This is a genomic window from Saltatorellus ferox (assembly GCA_007751475.1).
Taxonomy (GTDB): domain Bacteria; phylum Planctomycetota; class UBA1135; order UBA1135.
The window spans coordinates 2,964,022-2,983,401 of record CP036434.1 but is presented as its reverse complement, the minus strand read 5'-3'; the positions used below and the strand labels follow the sequence as shown (position 1 = coordinate 2,983,401).

The following is a 19,380-nucleotide window of genomic DNA, read 5'->3' as shown; positions in this document are numbered from 1 at the left end:
GGCCCCTGGCACAGGGAAAATCGTTCCTGATTCGAGAGGGCGATCTTCGGATCGGGTGAGTCCTGGCAGGTTCCCCCTTCATGTCCTGCTCAAACGCGTCGATAAGCTCCACGCCATGATCAGCAAATCCATCGCCGTCACGTGCGCCCTCGGCGCGCTGTTCACCTCGAACTTCGCCACTGCCCCCACCAGCCAGGTCACCGACCCCCAGGTCGTCGCCCTGCAGGCCGAGGTCGAGGCTCTCACCAGGAAGGTGGAGTCGTTCGAGAAGTTCCTCACCGCCCAGGAGAAGGCTGGCAAGGAACTCGAAGCCGCCCTGACGAAGTCGGAGGCCGAAGGCTTCACGGCGGGCATCAACCCTGGATCCCGCGAGATCCTCCTGAAGGGTCTTCGCGCCCAGGCCGCAGCCATGCAAGCTGGTGGCGGCAGCAGTGACGACGAGCAGCCCGAGGACAAGGGCAGCATGCGTGGCCGCCGACGCGGCAGCATCAAGTAGGCATCGACGCGCCTGGAGGGCGGACATCGAGTGACGGACCGCCCCCGAACGAACACCGGACCGCCGGCCAAAAAGGCGGCAGAGGCGCTGTCGCTGAAGACTCTGCCCATACAGGGCGCCGACGCTCTGGAGTCGGATCTTTGGCCTCTCGTGGATAGCTTCCTGGAGAGGCTTCGCTCGTCCCGCGGCGCCTCCGAGCACACGCTCCGCGCCTACGGCAGCGATCTCTCCGACCTCGTCTCGTTCCTGGCGTCGCGCGGGGTCACCTCCCCCGCCATGGTCACGCCACGCTCCTTGCGCGGATGGCTCGGGAGCCTCGACGACCGCAGCCTCGCGCGCGCGACGATCCAGCGCAGACTCTCCGCCGCGCGCACGTTCCTCAAGGGACTCGTGGAGCGCGGACTGCTGGAGGCCAACCCGGCGGTCGGGCTGCGCCAGCGACGAAGCGCGCGCCACCTGCCCGGGGTCCTCAGTCCGAAGGAGGTCGAGTCGCTTCTCCTGGCCCCCGATCCGACCACGGCGCTCGGGCGACGCGATCGCGCGATCCTCGAGGTCATGTACTCCGGCGGCACCCGCGCGGCGGAAACGGTCGGCCTCGATCGCGCGCACGTCGATCTTGGCCGCGGGATCGCACGCGTGGTCGGCAAGGGCCGCAAGGAGCGGCTGATCGCCGTCGGCAGCTTCGCGCGGGAAGCGCTCACCCTCTACCTCTCCGACCCCGAGCGTCCGAAGCCCGCGCAGGCCGCCGGCGACGCGCTGTTTCTCAACCGCCGCGGCGGGCGACTGACGACGCGCAGCCTGGAGAACGTGGTGGCGAAGCACGTGCTGGCCGCGGGCATCACCCGCAAGGCGACGCCGCACACGCTGCGGCACAGCTTCGCCACGCATCTCCTGGATTCGGGCGCAGACCTTCGCTCCGTCCAGGAGCTGCTGGGCCACGAGAATCTCGTCACGACGCAGATCTACACCCACGTGTCGGTCGCCCGACTCGCCGAGATCTACGAAAAGGCGCACCCGCGCGCCTGAGCCGAGCCTGACGCTCTCTCCCCGGCGGCGGCGGCGGTCACTGGATCGTGCTCAAGAAGCTGGTGATCCGCCGATCGAGGTCAGCCGCCAGCTCCTCCAGGCACGCGGCGGATTCGCGAACGCGCTCGGAGGACCGGTCCGCGTCCTGAACGGCGTGATCGACCTGCTCGATGCTGGAGGTCACGTCCCGCGCGCCTTCCAGTGCGACCCGCGTCGCGTCCGTCAGCTCGCGCGTCACTTTCGACTGCTCGTGGACCGAGCCGTCCACGACCTGCGTGAACGCGTCCAGCTGATCCAGGGTCGTATCGATCTCGATGATCGAGGAGGCAACCACGCCTGCGGCCTCGCGCACTCCCTCGATATCGCCGGCGATCTGCGCCGCCGCGTCCTTGGTCTGGCCCGACAAGCTCTTGACCTCGCCCGCGACCACGGCGAAGCCCTTTCCGACCTGCCCCGCGCGCGCCGCTTCGATCGCCGCGTTCAGCGCGAGCAGGTTCGTCTGGGACGACACCTCGTCGATGAGCTTGACGACGGAGCGAATCTCATCGGAGGACGCCGTCAAGCCCGCCACGTCTCGACGCGAGGACGCCGAGATGCCGCGGGCGCGACGGACAACGTCCGTGGACTCCTGAACACGCCCGGCGACGTCGGCCATCGAGCCCGAGATCTGCTCTGCGGCCGCGGTGATCTCCTGCATGCTCGTCGAAACGGCGCTGGCCGCGCTCTTCACGCGCGTCGCCTCGGCGCTCGTGGCTGACACCGATTGGCTGAGCGAAGTGGCGGTCTCGCGCAAGGCGGCGGACGCCTGGACGACCGAATCGAGCCCTCCCTTGACCTCTCGCTCGAAGTCGAGCGCGAGCTGCTTCTGGGCATCCTTGGCGGACTGCAGCGCCGAGTGGCGCTCGGCCATCTGCTCGCTGGCCCGATTGATCAGGTGCGCCGTTCGTGAAAAGGAGCCGTGCAACCCGGCGCCCAGCACTCGTCGGTGGAACTCGTTCCTGGCGGCGGCACCCAGCGCAGCTCCCGACTCGCGCAGGCAAGCGTCGGTCAGATCGAGGAGTTGATTGACGGAGTGCAGCGCCTCCGCGAACTCCGGCGCCAGGTCCTCGCAGGCTTCGATACAAAGAATGCGAGGCTCCAGATTGCCGCGCGCTGCCTCGGAGCAGACCCGGTGGAGCCGGTCGGTCCATTCCGTCTGGGACTGAAGCCTCCGCTGGAGCTCGGCGCAGCGTCTCTCCAGTCGTTCCTTGCCAGTAAACTCGCTCATAAGCCGAAGACGAACTGTGAGTAGGTTTGACCGCAGGAGTCGAGGATCTGCCCGAGGCGCGCCGCGGCCTGCGCGCGGCCTGCAGCAGGGGACGTTGCGGCGCGCTCCAAGGCCCTCAGCTCCCCGTATAGCTGGCTCGCGGTCTTGATGGCCTCGCGCGACGGACAGCGTCGGTTCGAGTGATAGCCGAGGATCCGCCCGTCGCCCCCGAAGGTGGGCGTGACGTGGGCGAGCACCCAGTAGAAGTCGCCGCTCTTCGAGCGGTTGACGACGTACGCGAAGATCTCCTCCCCGGCCATCACCGTGTCCCAGAGGAGCTGGAATACGCAGCCTGGCATGTCCGGGTGACGGATGATGCTGTGGGGAGCACCGAGAAGCTCCTGCTCGGAGTACTGCGCCAGCCGCAAGAACGTCCGATTGGCGTAGGTGATGCGGCCCTTGGGATCCGTCTTGCTGACCAGGATCTCGTCGGAGTCGAAGCGCCGTTCGACACCGGTGAGTGCGGTCTTCGACCCGTGGGAAAGGGCGGAGGTCATGGGAGATCGGAGCGAGAGGGAAGGATGGGCCGATGGAGCTGGGGTTGTCCCTGAGTCCATCGGCTGCGGGCGGCCATTGGCTTGACAGGGGAGTCTCACCACTCGCCCGGGCGGTCCTCATCTCGATCCAAGGAGCGCCATAGGGCCTCCGCCAAACTCTTCCCATGACGCACACCCCAAATGAGTCTTCCTACGATTTGATCGTCCTGGGCACCGGACCGGCCGGAGGTACGGTCGCTCGCCGCTGCGCCAGGGCGGGCGCGCGCGTCGCCGTGATCGAATCCCGGGTTCCGGGAGGTACCTGCGCTCTACGCGGCTGCAACCCCAAGAAGGTCCTCGCGCTGGCCGCCGAACTCGTGGACTGGACCGACATCGCCGGCGGGAAGCTCATCGCGAGCGACCCGGCCACGATCGACTGGAACCAGCTTCGAGACTTCACGAGTCGATTCACCGAGGAAGTTCCTGACAGCACCCGAGAGGGCTTCGCCGAGGACGGGATCGATCTCTTCGTTGGCCCGCCGACGTTCCTGGACCCCCACCGCCTACGCGTCGGCGACTCGGTCCTGCGGGGCGAGCGGATCTGTCTCGCCATCGGAGCCCAGCCCGTGGTCCCCGACCTCCCGGGGATCGAACACGCCGTGACCAGCGACGACTTCTTCGACCTGCCCACGCTCGCCGGAAAGATCGTCTTCGCGGGAGGTGGCTACATCTCGATGGAGTTCGCTCACCTGGCAACGAGAGCGGGCTGCGAGGTCGATGTGATCGAATCGAACCCGCGGCCGCTGGACGGCTTCGAGCCGGAGCTCGTCGACGCGCTGGTCGAGCGTAGCCAGCGGGCGGGCATTTCTTTCCACACCGATCGCGACTTGAAGAGCATCGAGAAGGCTGGAGAGCGCTATCGAGTCACGATGGGCACCTCCCACACGGAGGCCCACGACGCCACGCTGGAGTGCGACCGCGTCGTCCTCGGCCTGGGCCGAGCCGTCGACGTCGACGGCCTCGGGATCGAAAGCGCGGGACTCACGAAGGACCGCGGGTTCGTCGTCGACGACCATCTCGTCTGCGTCGGTACGGATCACATCTTTGCCGTCGGGGACTGCGCCCAGACGTCGATGCCGCACCTCACGATGGCGGCGAACGTCGAGGCCGACAGGGTCGTGGCTGCGGTGACCCGGGCGCTGGGGCTCGAAGCCGCCGAGCCCAGGCTGGTCGCCACCTCGAACCAGGTCCCCTCCGTGGTCTTCACGGCGCCGAACCTTTCCAGGATCGGGCTGAGCGAGCAGGACGCGCGCGAGCGATACGCCGACCTGCGCGTCGAGGAGGGCGACCGAAGCAGCTGGGGCACCGTGAAGAAACGCGGCGAAACCCATGCGCGCTACAAGATCCTGATCGCCGACGACAGCGATGAGATTGTCGGGGCGCACTTTCTCGGGCCCGGCGCATCCGAGTTCATCAATCTGATCGCGCTCGCGATGCAGCACGGCATCGGAGCGAGCGACCTGGCAAAAACCGTGTTCGCGTTTCCGACCTTCGGAACCGATCTGCCCAAGCTACTTCGGTGAACCGCCGGACTCCGAGATCAGGCGAATCGCCGCCTGCATCTGGGCGTCGCCACCGCCGAGCAGTAGATCTGCGGGCGCGCGCTCTACCTCGACGTCCACGGCCACGCCGTGTCCGTCGTAGAGCTGGCCATTCGGCTGGAACGAGGCCATCGACGCGCAGCGGACCCGGATGCCGGTCTCGGGCAGGTCGAAGGTCTGGACGCGAGCGCTGCCTCCGCCCGTGGCCGTTCCCAGAAGCGTCACTCCAGACAGCTCGCCCAGCGCCGCCGCGAAGATATCCGTCGCGCTGAACGAGGCCTCGTCCGTCAGCACGATCACCGGCCTGTCGTAGTGGAACTCGTCCGGGTGCCCTGTCCGATCGAGGACGAGGTAGTGCCACTCGCTGAATCCATCGGGCAGCTTCCACTCCGGCTCGAAGGTGGCCGCGAAGTCCGCGATCGCCCGGCTCTGCGCGCCGCTCCAGTGCGGATCATCGGCCCGGTAGAGGAGCCTCGAGCCCCCGAGATGATCCTCCCGGAACGCCGGCGCGAGTCGGTAGGCGGCGACGTTGCCGACCACCGGTCCGGTCACTTCATCCACGAGGTAGCCCGCGAGCGCTGCGCAGAGCCCGCGCTGTCCGCCGCCGTTCCCGCGCACGTCGAGGATCAGACCTGCAGTGCCGCGGAATCGCTGCATCGCACGGCGAACCTCCGGAATGAGTTCATCGTCCATCTCGGCGAGACGAATCACGCCGATCCCGCCCTTCGCGCCGCCCGCTTCTTGCGCGGTGACGAGGCGCGTCTCGGTCCTTGGCCACGTACCGTACGTGGGCCTTCGCGGCTGGAGATCGAGCGTGATCGTCTTCTTGCGGCCCCCCTTGGGTTTCGACGAAAGCGTCAACTCGATCACGTCGCTGGCGTCGTAGCCCTTTGCTTCACGCGCACGCTCGATCTCACGCAAGGCGCGGAGCGCGCGGTGCTGCACCAGCTGCGGGCTCCCGGCGACGACCTGCTCGGACATCGCCCCGATCCAATGCGCGACGGGGTCGCCGTCGATCGCCTGAACGTACGGCCGGCTGCGATCGACGAATCGCGTGCGATCAGGATCGAAGGCGACGATGCCGCCCTGGGCCGTGTCGAGAAGAAACGGAAGGTGTCGACCCGGATCGCGCGGGCGAGGAGCTTCGACGCGGGCGTGTCCATCGCCGAAGCGCATGAGAAGGCGGTTCAGCGCGTTCGCCAGCGACGCCACGTCCACTTCGGCGCGAAGGGTTTCGGAGAGCGATTCGAGTTCTGCTTCCAGGTCGATCCCCTTGAGCGAGACGTAGGCGAAGCGATCACGCAAACCGGCTCCGAATCGCTCCAGGTCGCGGCGCGCGAGTTCGACGGGAACGGCGGAAGGCGCGGCAGGAGAGACGCGTCCGCTCGAACGATGGGTCTGGTTCGATGCCCAGATCGCCTGACGCTTGGCCTTCGTCATCGCCACCGCTGCGAGTTCGATCTTGACGCCGTCTGCAAGGCGCACGAGATCCAAGCTCACGGATCGGCCGGTCCCGTGCCCCATCAGCGCCATCGCTTCCACGAGGTCCTCACCGAAGCGTTTCTCCCGCTTCCCCGGCCAGCGTTTCTCGCAGAACTCGAGGATCGATGCGACGCTGACTCCGTCGATCGAGACGGGCCGATACCAGGTGCCCTCGACGTCGACCTCGGGCAGGCCGCTGGACCATCGAAGCCCGTCGAAGGGCGACGCCTTATCCTCTCCCGTCTGGGTGATCGAGGGGAAAGCGCTCCCTCGAACGCGATGCGTGCCGGGAGCGGATCCCAAACTTTCGAAGATTGACTGAACCCAGCGCGCCTCGTTGGCGCCGTGGATGGAAAGGACTGCTGCGAGGACGAGAGGAGTGTGCTTCATGCCGGGGATACGGACGGAGGGATCGGCCCGTAACGGAGACTTCGAAGATCGGAATGCCCAGTGATGAGCACTAGAAAGGGTCCCGAGCCACCGCCCTTTCCCTCGAACACTCCCGAAACAATGGTAACGAGGTACTCTGGAGACCCGCAGCCGTCAGGCTCCTTCCCATTCCGTCCCCCACCCAATCTTCCCCATGCTAACTCGCTTCACACGCGCCGCTTCTCGCTCTGCTGCGCTGCTGCTGAGCCTCGCTCCCCTCGCGTCCGCACAGGTGCCGTCGGCCGAAGTCATCGCCGTCGCTGACATCTTGACCACCACCCCCGACACGCTGAACTTCATCCTCGAGTTTCGCGCGGGTGCTGATTCCGGCTGGATCTCGAGAGCGAGCTACGTCAACGCCGCTGGCGCTCAGGAGTCGGTTCTCTACGGTGAGCTGTCCGCTGCGGATGCGGGCGGCCCGCGCATCCTGCGCCGTCCGCAGGTTCTCGCTGGTATCGACCAGGAAAGCCTTCTTCGACCCAGTCTCGCGGGCGAGCAGCTCGCCTACCTTTCCCAGTCAGGCGTGGTGAACAGCACCCGAGCCGCCTGGCTCGAGGACAGCCTTCTCGCGCGAATCGGCTCCGAGATCGGAAGCTCTGGTGACACCTGGGCGCTCCTCGAAGACGTCATCAACACCGTACCTGGGGACGTGATCCTGCGCGGGCGAGCCAACTCGTCGACCACCGGCCCCCTCACCTGGGCACGCTATCCCGCCGGCGAGATCCTGCTGCAACATGGACAGGCGGTGCCCGGAACGTCGGAAACGGTGGACCGCGTGTACGAAGCGGACGTGTCTGCTGATGGCCAGAACCTCATCGCCCGGGTTCGGCTCGCCCCCTCCCAGCATTCCGCCATTCTCGTCAACGGTGAGATCTACACGTTTCCCAACGGAGGAGAGGCACGCTCGGGGGACCCCATCGGAATCGGTACCCTGCTGAACGCCTCTCCCGGTGAAACCTGGCTCGGATTCTACGCGCCGCAGATCAACAGCCAGGGCGACATCGTCTTCGCAGGTACCCTGACTCGTGGCGCCTCCTATCAAACGGTGGGACTTCGAAACGGACGTGAAATGCCGAGCGGCCCCTACGCCCTCGCTACGATCGGCGCCACCCACCTCGATGAGCGCGGATTCGCCCTGACAGCCGTCCCCAGCGACACCCTCCCCGGCGCCACCTTCGAGGGAATCCCACTGGCCACCTCGAGTCTCGAGGTGGACTTCGACGGCGACGGATACGCGGATCCGGGCTATAGGATCTATCCATCGATCGTCTTGGAGGGTGCGACGGCCATGAACGGTGCGGGCGGTATCTACGGCCTCGCCAACCTCGAGATCCCGGGTGGGACGAGTGCCTACCAGGCGATCTTCCGCAGTACCTTCGTTCAGGAAGGCAACCAGTACTGCGCCGGCGAGGTCAACGTGACGGGCCGTCCCGCGCGGCTTTCCTCCGTGGGCTCCGACGTCATCGCCTTCAACAAGATGAAGCTCGTGGCCACGGGACTTCGGAGCGGCAGCCTCTGCCTGCCGCTCTTCTCCCTGACGCCTGGCAACGGCGTGCAGCCCCCGGGAAGCGTCGGCACGCTCTGCCTCGGCGGCGCCATCGGGCGCGCGCAGTACTCACTGCTCAACGGAGGCAACTACGGCTCTGGTTCCGTCGACATCTTCCTCAACGTGATCCCGCAGCCGAACGGCCCGCGCGCTGTCCAGCCCGGTGACACCTGGTACGCCCAGCTCTGGTACCGCGACGGGTCCAGCTCGACGGTGACGAGCAACTTCTCGGACGCGATCTCCATTCGGTTCCGTTGATCCCAGCGCCGGCGATGGCGGAGCGCGTCAGCCCGGATCGCGTGCAGGCTGTTCGCTCCGCCACTTCGCAAGGTCCCCGCCATAGCGTCCCCGGTGGAACCCCACGAGGACTTCCCAGCGTTGGCGGCTCCAGATCGGCGCACGCGTGAGGCTGCGAACGGCACCGTAGTACCGCGCGAGAGCCGGGTCCTGGATCCGGTTCTCGTTCGTCTCCAGGCTCTGTCGGTAGCCCGCGGGCGGGTTGCGACGCAGGTGTCCTGGCCGCCAGAATCGGCCGAACTCATCCAGCTTGTGCCGAAAGATCGGCGCCCCCCGGGCGTTGGTCAGCGGCAGGCGCGCGAGGAGCGGGTCACCGAGGCCAAAGACGTCGATCAGGTGCAGTTCGCGCGGAGCCAGGAAGCCGAGCAAGCCCACCTGGGTCTGCTGCTGGACGCGCTCGCCCGCCTCGAAGCGCTCGCGCGCCTTTCCTGCCGGCGGATATGGGTCTCCGTCGACGAGCCGCCCCCAGGCAGGGTGGCCCTTCGACAGAAGCCCCGTGTAGCCGTAGTAGATCGTGCGCTCGTCCGTGATACCTCCGGAGGCGCCGGCGTCGAGGAACGCCAACGCGTCGGGCCGCGGCCCCCATGAGCTGCGCGGATGAAACGTCGCCAGTGCGACGATCGCGAGAGCCGCCGCCCCCATCACGCGCCTGTCCAGCCGGAGGCGAACCATCAGGAACACCGCCACGACGAACGGCGCGGTCAAGAAGCGACCGGACATGAAGTCCCCGCCCACGCGAACCACGTAGGCGAGATGCAGGATGAGCCCGAGGGCGACGATCGATTCCCTCCGACGCAGGCCCCGCAAGAGCGTGACGAGCACCACGCAAGCCAGGGTCCCGAGCGTCAACGGATCCCAGCGCATTGAGTTCAACAGGTAGCGAGCCCCCTGCGCCAGCACCTCGTCGCGCGGGAGCCCCGCCCCGACCTTGGCGATCGCGGTGTTCGGAACCCAGGTGCCGAAGTAGACGAGTGAAAAGGCCTCCCAGCCCAGCGCCGGAGCCCACCCGATCAGCATCCGCCGGGTCGTGGACAGCGTCGGGCTCTGGACCCAGGCCGCGACGCACAGGACCCCCATGAAGAGCGCCGAGTCCGGGCGGGTGACGAAAGCCATCGAGGTGGCCAGCGCCACGCGACCCGCTCGGCGCGCGGGATCACCGCCGCCGAGGAACGCTCCGACACCGAGCAGAAGCGCGACGTGCAGGAGCGGATTCTCCAGGCCCGAGCTGGAGTAGTCGAGGAAGGCCTTCGAGCCCGCGAGAACGAGGATCCCGAACGCGGCGACGACGGGCCCGGTGGCGGCGCGTGCCACGAGGAACAGCGCCACCGCGGTCGCCAGGAAGCTCGCCCCGTACGCCACCGCGGCGATGTTCTCCGTCAGGGCGTAGAACGGCGCGAGCAGCAGGAGCCAGAGCGGGTTCGTGAAGGCCTGAACGCGCTCGCCCTGGTTCCAGCGAAGCCCCTCCCCATGCACGAACTGGTCCATGCAGCGGAACGTGATGAACGCATCGTCCGAGAGCCACGCGGTCCAGGCGAGGCCGAAGGCAAAAAGAGCCACGGCCAGGATCAGGGCTCCGACGGCCAGCGGGCGCTTCGACTCGTTCGATCTACTTTGCACGGCCTTCAATCGTCACCAAAGCGCTCCAGGAAAGCGTCGCCGCGGTCCGGGTCGTACCACTTCCCGGTCAGCTCGGCGCCGCCGGAGTAGCCGAGTTCGGCGAGCACGGAGTCGATCCCCGCCTTCACACGGTACTCCGCCCGATAGCCCTCGACGTCTCCCGATGCGAGGCACTGGAGGAGCCTCGCCCGGAGCGAGCGGGCCGTCTCGATCCGGCTCTCGACCAGGTCCCGTTCGCAGGTCGGGTCGGTCAGCCGATCGAACAGCTCGACCTCGCCCGGACGCCACGTCCGGGTCCCCTCGTCGTTCGACTCCTCCTGGAGATGAAGCACGAGGCACCAGCGCCCATCGTCGATTGAAGCCGACCGGGCGTGATACCCGAGCGTGAAGCGCGGCGACGTTCGAGGCTCCGGCTCCAGCGCGAGACGCAGATCCCTGCCGCCAAAATCCGGCGCCTCCAGGCCAGCGAGACGAAGGATCGTCTTCCCCAGATCCGCTTGCCGAACCGGCACGTCGATGGTCCGCGCCTCCGAACCCGGCCAGGCGAGGATCAGCGGCACCTGGGTCGTCGCGGGGTAGACGCCCGCGTGGTTCCACCAGACGCCGTGCTCACCGAACGATTCCCCGTGATCCGACGTGAAGGCGATGATGCCCGCTGCCACGCGCGGCGTCTGCAGAAGAGGCGTGAGCAAGTGGTCCACGTAGTCGACGAGCGCGCGGTACTGCGCCCAGGGAACCTCGGGATCCGTCACGCCCTGGAGGAAGCGCGGGACCTTTTCAGGAGGAACCGGTAACCCCGGCCCCGTGATGTCCGCGCCTTTCTGACGACCCAGGTAGCGCCCGTCGAAGGCGCCCTTCGGCTTGTAGGGCGCGTGCGCATCGAACACATGGACCCAGAAGAAGAGCGGCGCGCCCTCCGCGTCCTCGAGGTTCGCCAGGGCTCGCGCTACGGTCTCGCTTCCGTCCCGTGTGGCCGACGCCGCGCCAGCGAAAGCATCGAAGTTCCCGCCGGTGGGCGCGGCGGGTCCGTCGTAGCGGTCGAAGCCCTGGGCCAGTCCACTCGTCTCGTCGCCGAGGTGAAACGCGCTGAAGGCGGCGGCCGTGCGGTAGCCTGCAGACGCGAAGTACTCGGCCAGGGTCTGCGCTCGCTGGCCCAATGGATCCCGATTCGTGACCACGTGCGTGTCCCGCGGGTGCATCCCCGTCATCAGGGCCACGTGCGATGGATTGGTGGCGTTCGAGGTCGCCGCGGCGTCGAGGAAGACGAGTCCCCGTGCGCCCAGGGCATCGAGCGCTGGGGTCCGTACGAGACCACCGGAGGTCATGCCGATCAGCTCTCCCCGATGGGTATCCGAGGTGATGAGCAGCACCGTCGAAGGGGGCGTCTCGCCCCGACCCACGAGTGCGCCCGCGTCGGCGACGAGCGCGATGACGTCTCCATCCGTGGAGCCTCCGCCCTCCAGACTGACGCGGACCGGGCCCGACAGGGCTTCCGTCAGCGTCCGACGGAAGACGCGCCACTCCTCCGACGCCGCTACCCCGAGGGGCAGACGCTCTTGCGCGAAGCCGTCGCCCTCCAGCACGAGCACGGCATCGCCGTAGGAAGCTCCGGGTCCCACGCGGTACGACATCTGGAAAGCGGCGCCCGCTGGGGCCTCCAGTTCGAACTCCACCGGGTGCTCCCCGTCGAGCGCGACGCCGAGGCGCCCGTCGTCGCCCACGGACACGAGTCCCGCACCGTCGTGGGGCGTCGGCAGGAACTGAAGCAGCGACGTCCTCGTGAACTGGAGCGAGCGGACCTCGCAGGCGGCGGCGTTTCCCGCTGTCTCGAGAACGATCGAGTCGAAGCGGCCCTCGAGGGGTCTCACCTGGGCCAGGTCGAGTTCGGCGCGTTCCTGCCCGCTCCCTCCTTCCACCGTCAGGAGCTCGGAATAGGCGCGAACCCGCGGGCCGGTGAGAAAGGCGAGGCGAATCATCTCCTTTTCTCCGGGCGGCACATCGAGGAGGAGGGTGGCGCGATGCAGATCTGCGGCCACCAGATCCAACGGCAGCGAAGCGAGCCGCGCGCCTGCTCCCTCCAGCAGAAGCTCCGAAAGTGCTTCCTCGTCCTCTGTCAGCGCCAGCATCACCTGCCCGACGCCCGGTTCGACGCGCCAGGCAGCGTCGAAGTCTCGGGCCCCGAACTGCGCGACCGGAATCTCATCGCCCGATGGACGCTCGGTGAGCGGCAGCCAATCCACGCGCACCCATCGCGGACCTCCGTCGCCGGCGCCCTCGCCGCGAGGCCCGCAGGAAGTCGACGAAAGCAGCGCGAGCCATGCAAGGCAGCAGCAGGTGAAGGTCCCGAACAGGAAGATCCCCGAAACCCGGACGGCCGTTGCGCGAGCTACCTTCATCGCTTGACCAGTGAAGAGGGTCGTGGGGACATGAACGGAAGCTACCACCAATCCAGCCAGCACTCAACTCGTGCAGCCCGTGTCCGGCGGAGCGTCTCAGCTTCGACCTTCAGCGCCCATAAGAGATCATCGCGAGACCAGCACGCAGCAGAACAGCGCGGGTGAGCCCATCGATAGGGCAGCGGCACGCACCGGCAGCATCCCGGTCCGATGGTGCGCCGCTTCAAGCCAGCCACAATCACTGATGCGCTTCCGACCCACAGATCTTGCCGAAGATCCCAGGCTTCCGGCCGACCAGGTCGACGGCCGGCCCTGGGAGTCTGCGCCACGGATCGACGCATCCAGTTCAGGGGCCAGAGCGGCGGTGCTCTCGAGACTTCACCTGACTCGCCTCACGGGGGAACGATTGCGCCCTCTCACTCCATCGCCTTGTGTCTCTGGACCCGGACCCTGACGGACTTGGAGATCGGCGTGTTGCTGCCCCGCGTCGTCCGAGTGATGGGCACAAGCACGTTCGCCTCGGGGAAGTACGTGGCGACGTTGCCGGGGGGGATGGGGTAAGGCACGACCTGGAAGAGGCGCGCCGTTCGGACCTCGCCGTCGTACTCGCTCGAAAGGTCCACGCTGGCGCCTGGCTCGAACCCGGCCCGCGCCATGTCCTCCTCGCTCATCATCACGACGCGTCGCTCGCCGTGGATCCCCCGGTAGCGATCGTTCATGCCGTAGATCGTCGTGTTGTACTGGTCGTGGCTGCGCACCGTCATCATCAGGAACTCGTCCCTCCCGAGCGCGTGATGGCTTCGATCGGTGACGCTGAACTGCGCCTTGCCGTCCGACGTGGCGAAGCGACGATTGCGCGGTCCGTTGGGCAGATAGAAGCCACCGGGCTCCCGCACCTTCTCGTTGTAGCGCTCGAACCCGGGAATGCACGCCGCGATGGCGTCGCGGATCCGGTCGTAGTTGCCTGCCATCTCCTCCCAGTCGACGGTCGTGTTCCCGCGAAGAGTCGCCGCCGCCAGCCCGCACAGGATGGCCACCTCGCTGCGCAACTCAGGCCCCCGGGGCTCGAGGACGCCCTGGCTCGACTGGACGACGCCCATCGAGTTCTCGCAGCTCACGAACTGCGGACCGCTCGCGCGCACATCCTTCTCGGTCCGCCCCAGGCAGGGCAGGATCAGCGCCTTCTTCCCGTGAACGACGTGGCTCCGGTTCGGCTTGGTGCTGACGTGCACGGTCATCTCGCACTGGCGTAGCCCTTTCGCCGCGTAGACCGTATCGGGTACGGCCGAGATGATGTTGCCGCCGAGCCCCATGAAGAACTTCGCCTTGCCTTCGTGCATCGCCTTGAGGCTGTTCACGACGTCGAATCCATCGTGCTCCGGCGGCTTGAAGTTGAAGTAGTTCTGGAGACTCTTCCGGAGCTCGGGGGTCAGCTTCTCCCAGACGCCCACCGTGCGGTCGCCCTGCACGTTGGAGTGGCCGCGCGTCGGACAGATCCCGGCGCCCGGCTTCCCCATCGCCCCCATGCAGAGCAGCAGGTTCACCATCTCCTTGATCACGTCCACGCTGTTCTCGTGCTGCGTGAGACCCATCGCGTAGCTGAGCACGATCTTCTTCGAACGGGCGATCATGTCGACCGCCTCGCGGATCTTCGGTGCCGGGACGCCGCTGGCGGCGACGCATTCGTCGAAGTCCGTGGCGTCGAGCATCGCGGTCCATTCCCCGAACCCGGAGGTGTGAGCCTCGATGAACTCCTCGTCGAACACCGTGCCGGGAGCGGCCTGTTCTTCCATCCAGAGAAGCTTGCAGATCGCACGTACGAGGCTGATGTCCTCGTTGATCCTGACCTGCAGGAAGAGATCGCTCAGGTCCGTACCACGCTTCAGAATACTGAGTGGGCTCTGGGGATCGATGAAGCCCATCAGCCCCGTTTCGGGCAGCGGGTTGATGCTGATCATGCGACCGCCGCGGTCCTTGCATTCCTTGAGCGCTGACAGCATCCTCGGGTGATTGGTGCCAGGATTCTGGCCCACCACGATCAGGAGTTCGGCGTCGTGGACGTCTTCCAGCGTGACGGTCCCCTTGCCCAGCCCGAGTACCTCGGCGAGAGCGTGCCCTGTGCTTTCATGGCACATGTTGGAGCAGTCGGGCAGGTTGTTCGTGCCGTACTGGCGCACGAAAAGCTGGTAAAGGAACGCAGCCTCGTTGCTCGCGCGCCCGCTGGTGTAGAAGATCGCCTCGTCGGGGTCGAGCGTTCGAAGCTGCTCTGCGATGAGGCGAAAGGCCTCCTCCCAGCTGACAGGCGCGTAGTGCGTGGCATCCGGAGCGAGATACATCGGATGGGTGATACGTCCCGACTTCCCGAGCTCGAAGTCGGTCATCTCCCCCATCGCGGCGACGCTGTGCCGGGCGAACCACTCGGGCCCGACGCGCCGGTTCGTCGCTTCCTCGGCGATCGCCTTGGCACCGTTCTCGCAGTACTCCCCGATGGCACTTCGCCGCCCGTCAGGATCCGGCCATGCGCACCCGGGGCAATCGAAGCCTCCCTTCTGATTCATCTTGAGGAGCGCTTTCATGCTGTCCCCGAGAGCCGAATACTCCTCGACGTGCTGCAGCGAGACCTTGACGGCCCGGAGGCCCGCCGCCTGGGAGGGACGTTCATTGACCTCGAGTTTCGAGAGGCGTTCCGGGGTGAGCTCGTTTTGCATGGTGCAGTGCTTCGTGCAGAGGGCTGCCCGGCGAACGTGCGCGGACGGCTGGCGTGGGGTCGGAGGGGACACTCTGGGGTTCAAGAACGTCTCAAGTCGCCTCCGGGTTTGCTTTCGGTGGCAGGCTCCCCCCCGATGCATCCCGCTCTCGGAAGGCTCCGGTAACCCGCCCACTGGCGCCACCCGCCATCCAACCGGTTCAACCAACTGGGTCATCCCTCCCAACCAGGTCTGGCGCAGACTTTGATGCCATTGGGGTTTGGCGCAACGCCGCGAGCGCGAATCCTGGCGGTGCTCGCGGAATCGCCTTCTGTGGCGCAGACTCCTGGCCTGCATTGTTCGCGAGAGGGAATCGCCAATGCGCCCAAACGCCGCCACGGCGCCGTTTGGGCGCTCTGGCGGTTTCGTCTCGCGAATCATGCAGGCCAGGCCCTTCGGATTTGGCCTGCTACTGCAGCATCACCTGGACGCCGTTCGTCAGATTCGACGTACCTGAGGGGTTCGCATCGCGATGCCAGAGCTGGAAGTTCCAGGTCTGGCCCGCTGCGAGCGCGATGAACCCCGTCGGCGTCGGGATCTCCGTCAGGTCAATCTCCAGGGACGTCCGCCCGTCGGGCTCGATCGGCCTGGCCTGACCCGGCGCGACGTAGCGACCGATGGCTCCGCCGAGGCACAGCGTGCCCTGGCCGCCGCCCACGCCCGGCGTCAGCCCCTGGGTCTGGCTCCCGAGGAACAGCGCGAGCTGGAACGGGGGCAGGCTATCGGCGGCCAGCGTGATTCGGTTCTCCGTCGCGACATCGCTCCCGCGCGCCACGAGGTGGCCAGGGCTTCCGGTCGAATTGGCCGGGCTCGAGCAGTATTCCGTTCCAGCGACTCCCTCGACCCACTGGTCGACGTGCCGCGACGACGGGACGCCAGAACCCAGGACACGCGAACGAGCTTCGGCGAACCAGAAGCGGCCGTCGGCGCCAGCCGCGTACGCCTGGGTGAGCTCGGGAGCCTGATCGAGCGGCGCGATCGACGTGGACGACAGCCGGACGCCCGTCGCGGAGACGGCCGCCACGTGGGCGCCGGTGGACCGGCTCTCCAGCGTCACCAGACCGCCGCCGGGACGTAGACCGATCACCGTCACGGCGTTCGCCCCGGAGAACAACGCCGAGACCACTTCGTTCGCACCGAGGTCGTAGCCGACGACCTCCCCGAACGTTCCGTCGATCCCTCCGAAGTACGCGATCCCTGACGCGACATCGATCGCGGAGCCCAGCGTGCCGAAGCTCGAAGTCCCGAACGCTCCGGTGGCCAAGGGGGAGCCCGTGGCGCTGTAGACCTCCACTTCGAGCGACGTTCCGCCTCCGGCGGCAGCGCCTTGCGTCACGAAGAGCACACCATCGGTGCGCGGGTCATACATCGCATTCAAGAGCTGCGAGTCTCCGGCCTGGTTCGCCATCGACACCACGTTGCCGGCCCGGTCGTAGCGCCGAATTTCACGGAACCAGGGGGCGAACGGTGAGGCACTGTCGTTCGATACGATCAGGGCGTCGCCGGAAGGCGTCCCCATGAAGGCCTCGAGCTGGCGGCCCAGGGATTCAACGCGGTAGACCGACGCGCCGCTCGCGTCGAAGCGCTCGATGGCCATCAGCTCCGCGTCGGTCGTCCAGTCGAAGAAAGCGCGCGACTCGCGCGTGGCGAGCACGACCTCACCGCCGGCGTCCACGAAGGGCCTGACGGCCGTCAGGTAGTAGGCGGTGCGGGTCGCCTGGAGGATGGTGCGCCACCGCACCGCTCCGTCCGGACCGAAGACGAGGACCTGCAGATCGTCGCCACTCGAAACGGCGAAGGCCGAAGTGCCGTCCCCTCGGACGTCGAGGGTCGGCTCCGCGGGTCCGAAGCCCGGGAAAGGAATGAACGGAGTGATCGGTTCTCGCGCGCGCCATTCGATCCCTCCGTCTCGATCGTAGCGGGTCACCACGAGCTCATCGGGGAACCCGCCGGCCGTGGGAGGCGCCTCGCCCACGAAGGTCATGGCGCCTCCGTCGTCGAGGGCGTGCACGCCGTAGTGGAGTACGGTTCTGACACCGGGGAGCAGCTCCGCATCGGACCAAGTGGGTCCGTACTGGGCCAGGGCGGGAGCAGCGGAGAGAGGGACGGAGACGAGGGCGAGCGCGGCGAGACCATTCATGGAAGTACCTGTTCAGGTTTGGGCGGGGAATTGCGAACAAATCTCGGAGGAGTAGGTTAGCACGGTCCCCGAAAATCGGTTCCCTACGTCCCAAAGCCAGCCGACGGCCCGGACTCGAGCTGGATGTCGCGCAACAGGACGGCCAAGGACCCCATCGCGTCTTGGTCTCTCACAAGCCTCTGTTCCCGATGACCCGTTTGAAGAGATCGGTGGTCCGCGCCACTGGATCCGTTCGGATCGCGGCCTCTTCCTCGGCCACTTTCGCAAAGAGGCCATCGAGCGCCCTTTCGGTCGCGTAGTGCACGACGCGCCCCGGCCTCGACAACCCTCCTCCATTCCGCCATCACTCCCAGGTGATGGCGGAAGCGTTCGTGAAGTTCGAAGTCGGCTGCTGATTCCACACATCTCGGAACCAGGCCTGGAAGTTCGACGTCACGCCCGCTGACGCGGCGTAATTTCCCGTCGAGATCGGAATGCTGGTCACACTCCAGTCGCCAACCCGCGTGTCCAGCGCGAAGGTCCCGGCTTCGTTGGCCACACGGATCTGATGGGGCGCGACGAAACGACCGATATCGCCACCGAGGCAAAGGTTGCCGCGACTTCCACCCGGCTGCGCCACGAAGCCCTGGGTCAAGGAGGTGATGAAGAAGCCGAAGCTGCCCGTGGGAAGTCGGGCCGCATGCAGGATCACGTAGGCGTCGGCCACGGCCGCGGAACCGCCAGCGCAGAGGAGGCCCGGACGCCCGGCCGATGTGTTCGGCTGGGAGCAGTACGCCGTTCCGATCCCGACCGTCTCCGTGCAGCTGGAACTGCAGAGGCTCCCGCTAGGTGCCTGTGAATCTGCCGACAAGCGCAGGTGCAAGGACGAATACGGACCCGATGTGCCGCTACAGGGGTTCTGGTTGCGATAGAAATACGAGTTGCACGAGGCGTACCCGGTCCCGCTGGCCGGACGGAACGAGAGAATGTCCCTGGTGAGGTATCCAGTGGGATTCCCGCACGCGCTCGTGGGGCCGAAGTAGGTCCCCGCTCCGAACGTGGGAACGGAGAAGGGCCCCGCGAGCACGAATCCCGGATCGGTGGACAGCGGATCACCCGCCAGCATGAAGCCCGCGCTTTGCGTGCCCGAACCGAGGTAGTGCGTGCTCCATCCAAAGGAGTCCTTCTCGGGATCATCCTCCCAGAGGGGATTCGCGTGGCCACCGTCCGCGCCCATGCAGAACTCAGATCCGCCGCTGAGGTCGATCTGCATCACCCAGCAGCCGCCGTTCGCAGGAAGCCCCGTCAGGCGGACGGTTGCATCGGGGATGAGCGACGGCTGGAACTCGCAGGGCTCGTAGGACTGGTAGAAACTGATCTCCCAGCCCGACGTACCCGGTCCGTTCATGTCGCAGTAGCTGATCTCGAAGCCATCGACGGAGTAGAGGTCCCGGTCGGGGGTGCCGGGAAAGGCATGACCGTTCGCCGTGCCAGGCAGCCCACCTTCATCCACGACCATGCCGCCGCTCATGAAGCCGCCCACGCTTCCGGCAGACGTGAAGTACCCGGAGTACGCCGTGTTGTCGTAGACGACGTCCGGCCCGAAGGCCGCCGTACTCGAGGTACGACGTGTCCATGTTCCCGTCGTGACGTGGTAGGTGCCAGCATGCCTCGCTGGCGAGAGCTGGCGCTCGGGCTTCTCCATGAGGGGGGCCGGGGAGCCCGGAGCCGGGGCGCTGGGGGTCGGGGGCGACTGGGCGGCCGCGGTGGCGGCCAGTGACAAGAGCGCCAGCAGTGCGAGCTTCATGGTGTTCAGGGGTTCGAGCTGGGAGCGCGCCAGGG

At 67.0% G+C, this 19,380-nt stretch carries 13 protein-coding genes; 4 read left to right on the top strand and 9 right to left on the bottom strand.

What is annotated here, in order from left to right; translation table 11 throughout:
* The first annotated feature begins 115 nt into the window (after positions 1–115).
* Positions 116–496, top strand: a complete 381-nt coding sequence (locus Poly30_RS10625) for a hypothetical protein (RefSeq protein WP_145197038.1) — start codon at positions 116–118, stop codon at positions 494–496.
* Positions 497–526: 30 nt separating this feature from the next.
* Complete coding sequence (locus tag Poly30_RS10620) at positions 527–1,522, top strand: tyrosine recombinase XerC (protein ID WP_145197036.1); 996 nt, start codon at positions 527–529, stop codon at positions 1,520–1,522.
* Between the two features lie 37 nt (positions 1,523–1,559).
* Here the strand turns inward: Poly30_RS10620 and Poly30_RS10615 are convergent, their stop codons facing one another.
* Together Poly30_RS10615 and Poly30_RS10610 are read right to left on the bottom strand one after the other, a co-directional pair.
* Positions 1,560–2,789: a methyl-accepting chemotaxis protein gene (locus tag Poly30_RS10615; protein WP_145197034.1), complete on the bottom strand. Its 1,230-nt coding sequence runs from the start codon at positions 2,787–2,789 to the stop codon at positions 1,560–1,562.
* The gene (locus tag Poly30_RS10610) at positions 2,786–3,325 is read right to left on the bottom strand and encodes a PAS domain-containing protein (protein WP_145197032.1); all 540 of its coding nucleotides are present in this window, start codon (positions 3,323–3,325) and stop codon (positions 2,786–2,788) included. Before Poly30_RS10610 ends, Poly30_RS10615 begins: the two co-directional genes overlap by 4 nt.
* Positions 3,326–3,489: 164 nt before the next feature.
* On the opposite strand from Poly30_RS10610, the gene Poly30_RS10605 reads away from it, so the two are divergent.
* A complete protein-coding gene (locus Poly30_RS10605) occupies positions 3,490–4,887 on the top strand; it encodes a dihydrolipoyl dehydrogenase family protein (protein WP_145197030.1) in 1,398 nt (465 codons plus the stop codon).
* Here Poly30_RS10605 and Poly30_RS10600 read toward each other — a convergent pair.
* On the bottom strand, positions 4,876–6,777 hold the full coding sequence (locus Poly30_RS10600; RefSeq protein WP_145197028.1) for a S41 family peptidase: 1,902 nt from the start codon (positions 6,775–6,777) through the stop codon (positions 4,876–4,878). The two genes, Poly30_RS10605 and Poly30_RS10600, sit on opposite strands and share 12 nt — an antisense overlap.
* 193 nt (positions 6,778–6,970) lie before the next feature.
* On the opposite strand from Poly30_RS10600, the gene Poly30_RS10595 reads away from it, so the two are divergent.
* Positions 6,971–8,620, top strand: coding sequence for a hypothetical protein (locus Poly30_RS10595; protein WP_145197026.1), 1,650 nt, complete (start codon positions 6,971–6,973; stop codon positions 8,618–8,620).
* Between the two features lie 27 nt (positions 8,621–8,647).
* Here Poly30_RS10595 and Poly30_RS10590 read toward each other — a convergent pair whose 3' ends face one another.
* The 6 genes from Poly30_RS10590 to Poly30_RS10565 all read right to left on the bottom strand — a co-directional run bounded on the left by Poly30_RS10590 (position 8,648) and on the right by Poly30_RS10565 (position 19,345).
* Positions 8,648–10,276, bottom strand: coding sequence for a hypothetical protein (locus Poly30_RS10590; protein ID WP_145197024.1), 1,629 nt, complete (start codon positions 10,274–10,276; stop codon positions 8,648–8,650).
* Between the two features lie 5 nt (positions 10,277–10,281).
* On the bottom strand, positions 10,282–12,672 hold the full coding sequence (locus Poly30_RS10585) for a sulfatase (RefSeq protein WP_145197022.1): 2,391 nt from the start codon (positions 12,670–12,672) through the stop codon (positions 10,282–10,284).
* A gap of 416 nt (positions 12,673–13,088) precedes the next feature.
* Positions 13,089–15,380 carry an FdhF/YdeP family oxidoreductase gene (locus Poly30_RS10580; protein ID WP_145197020.1) on the bottom strand — a complete coding sequence of 764 codons (2,292 nt, stop codon included), beginning with the start codon at positions 15,378–15,380 and terminating at the stop codon, positions 13,089–13,091.
* A gap of 448 nt (positions 15,381–15,828) precedes the next feature.
* On the bottom strand, positions 15,829–17,559 hold the full coding sequence (locus Poly30_RS10575; RefSeq protein WP_145197018.1) for a hypothetical protein: 1,731 nt from the start codon (positions 17,557–17,559) through the stop codon (positions 15,829–15,831).
* A 169-nt stretch (positions 17,560–17,728) separates the two neighbouring features.
* Positions 17,729–17,863, bottom strand: a complete 135-nt coding sequence (locus Poly30_RS10570; RefSeq protein WP_419191233.1) for a DUF4197 family protein — start codon at positions 17,861–17,863, stop codon at positions 17,729–17,731.
* Positions 17,864–17,902: 39 nt separating this feature from the next.
* Entirely contained in the window at positions 17,903–19,345 is a 1,443-nt protein-coding gene (locus Poly30_RS10565; RefSeq protein ID WP_145197014.1) for a hypothetical protein, read from the bottom strand.
* Positions 19,346–19,380 lie beyond the last annotated feature (35 nt).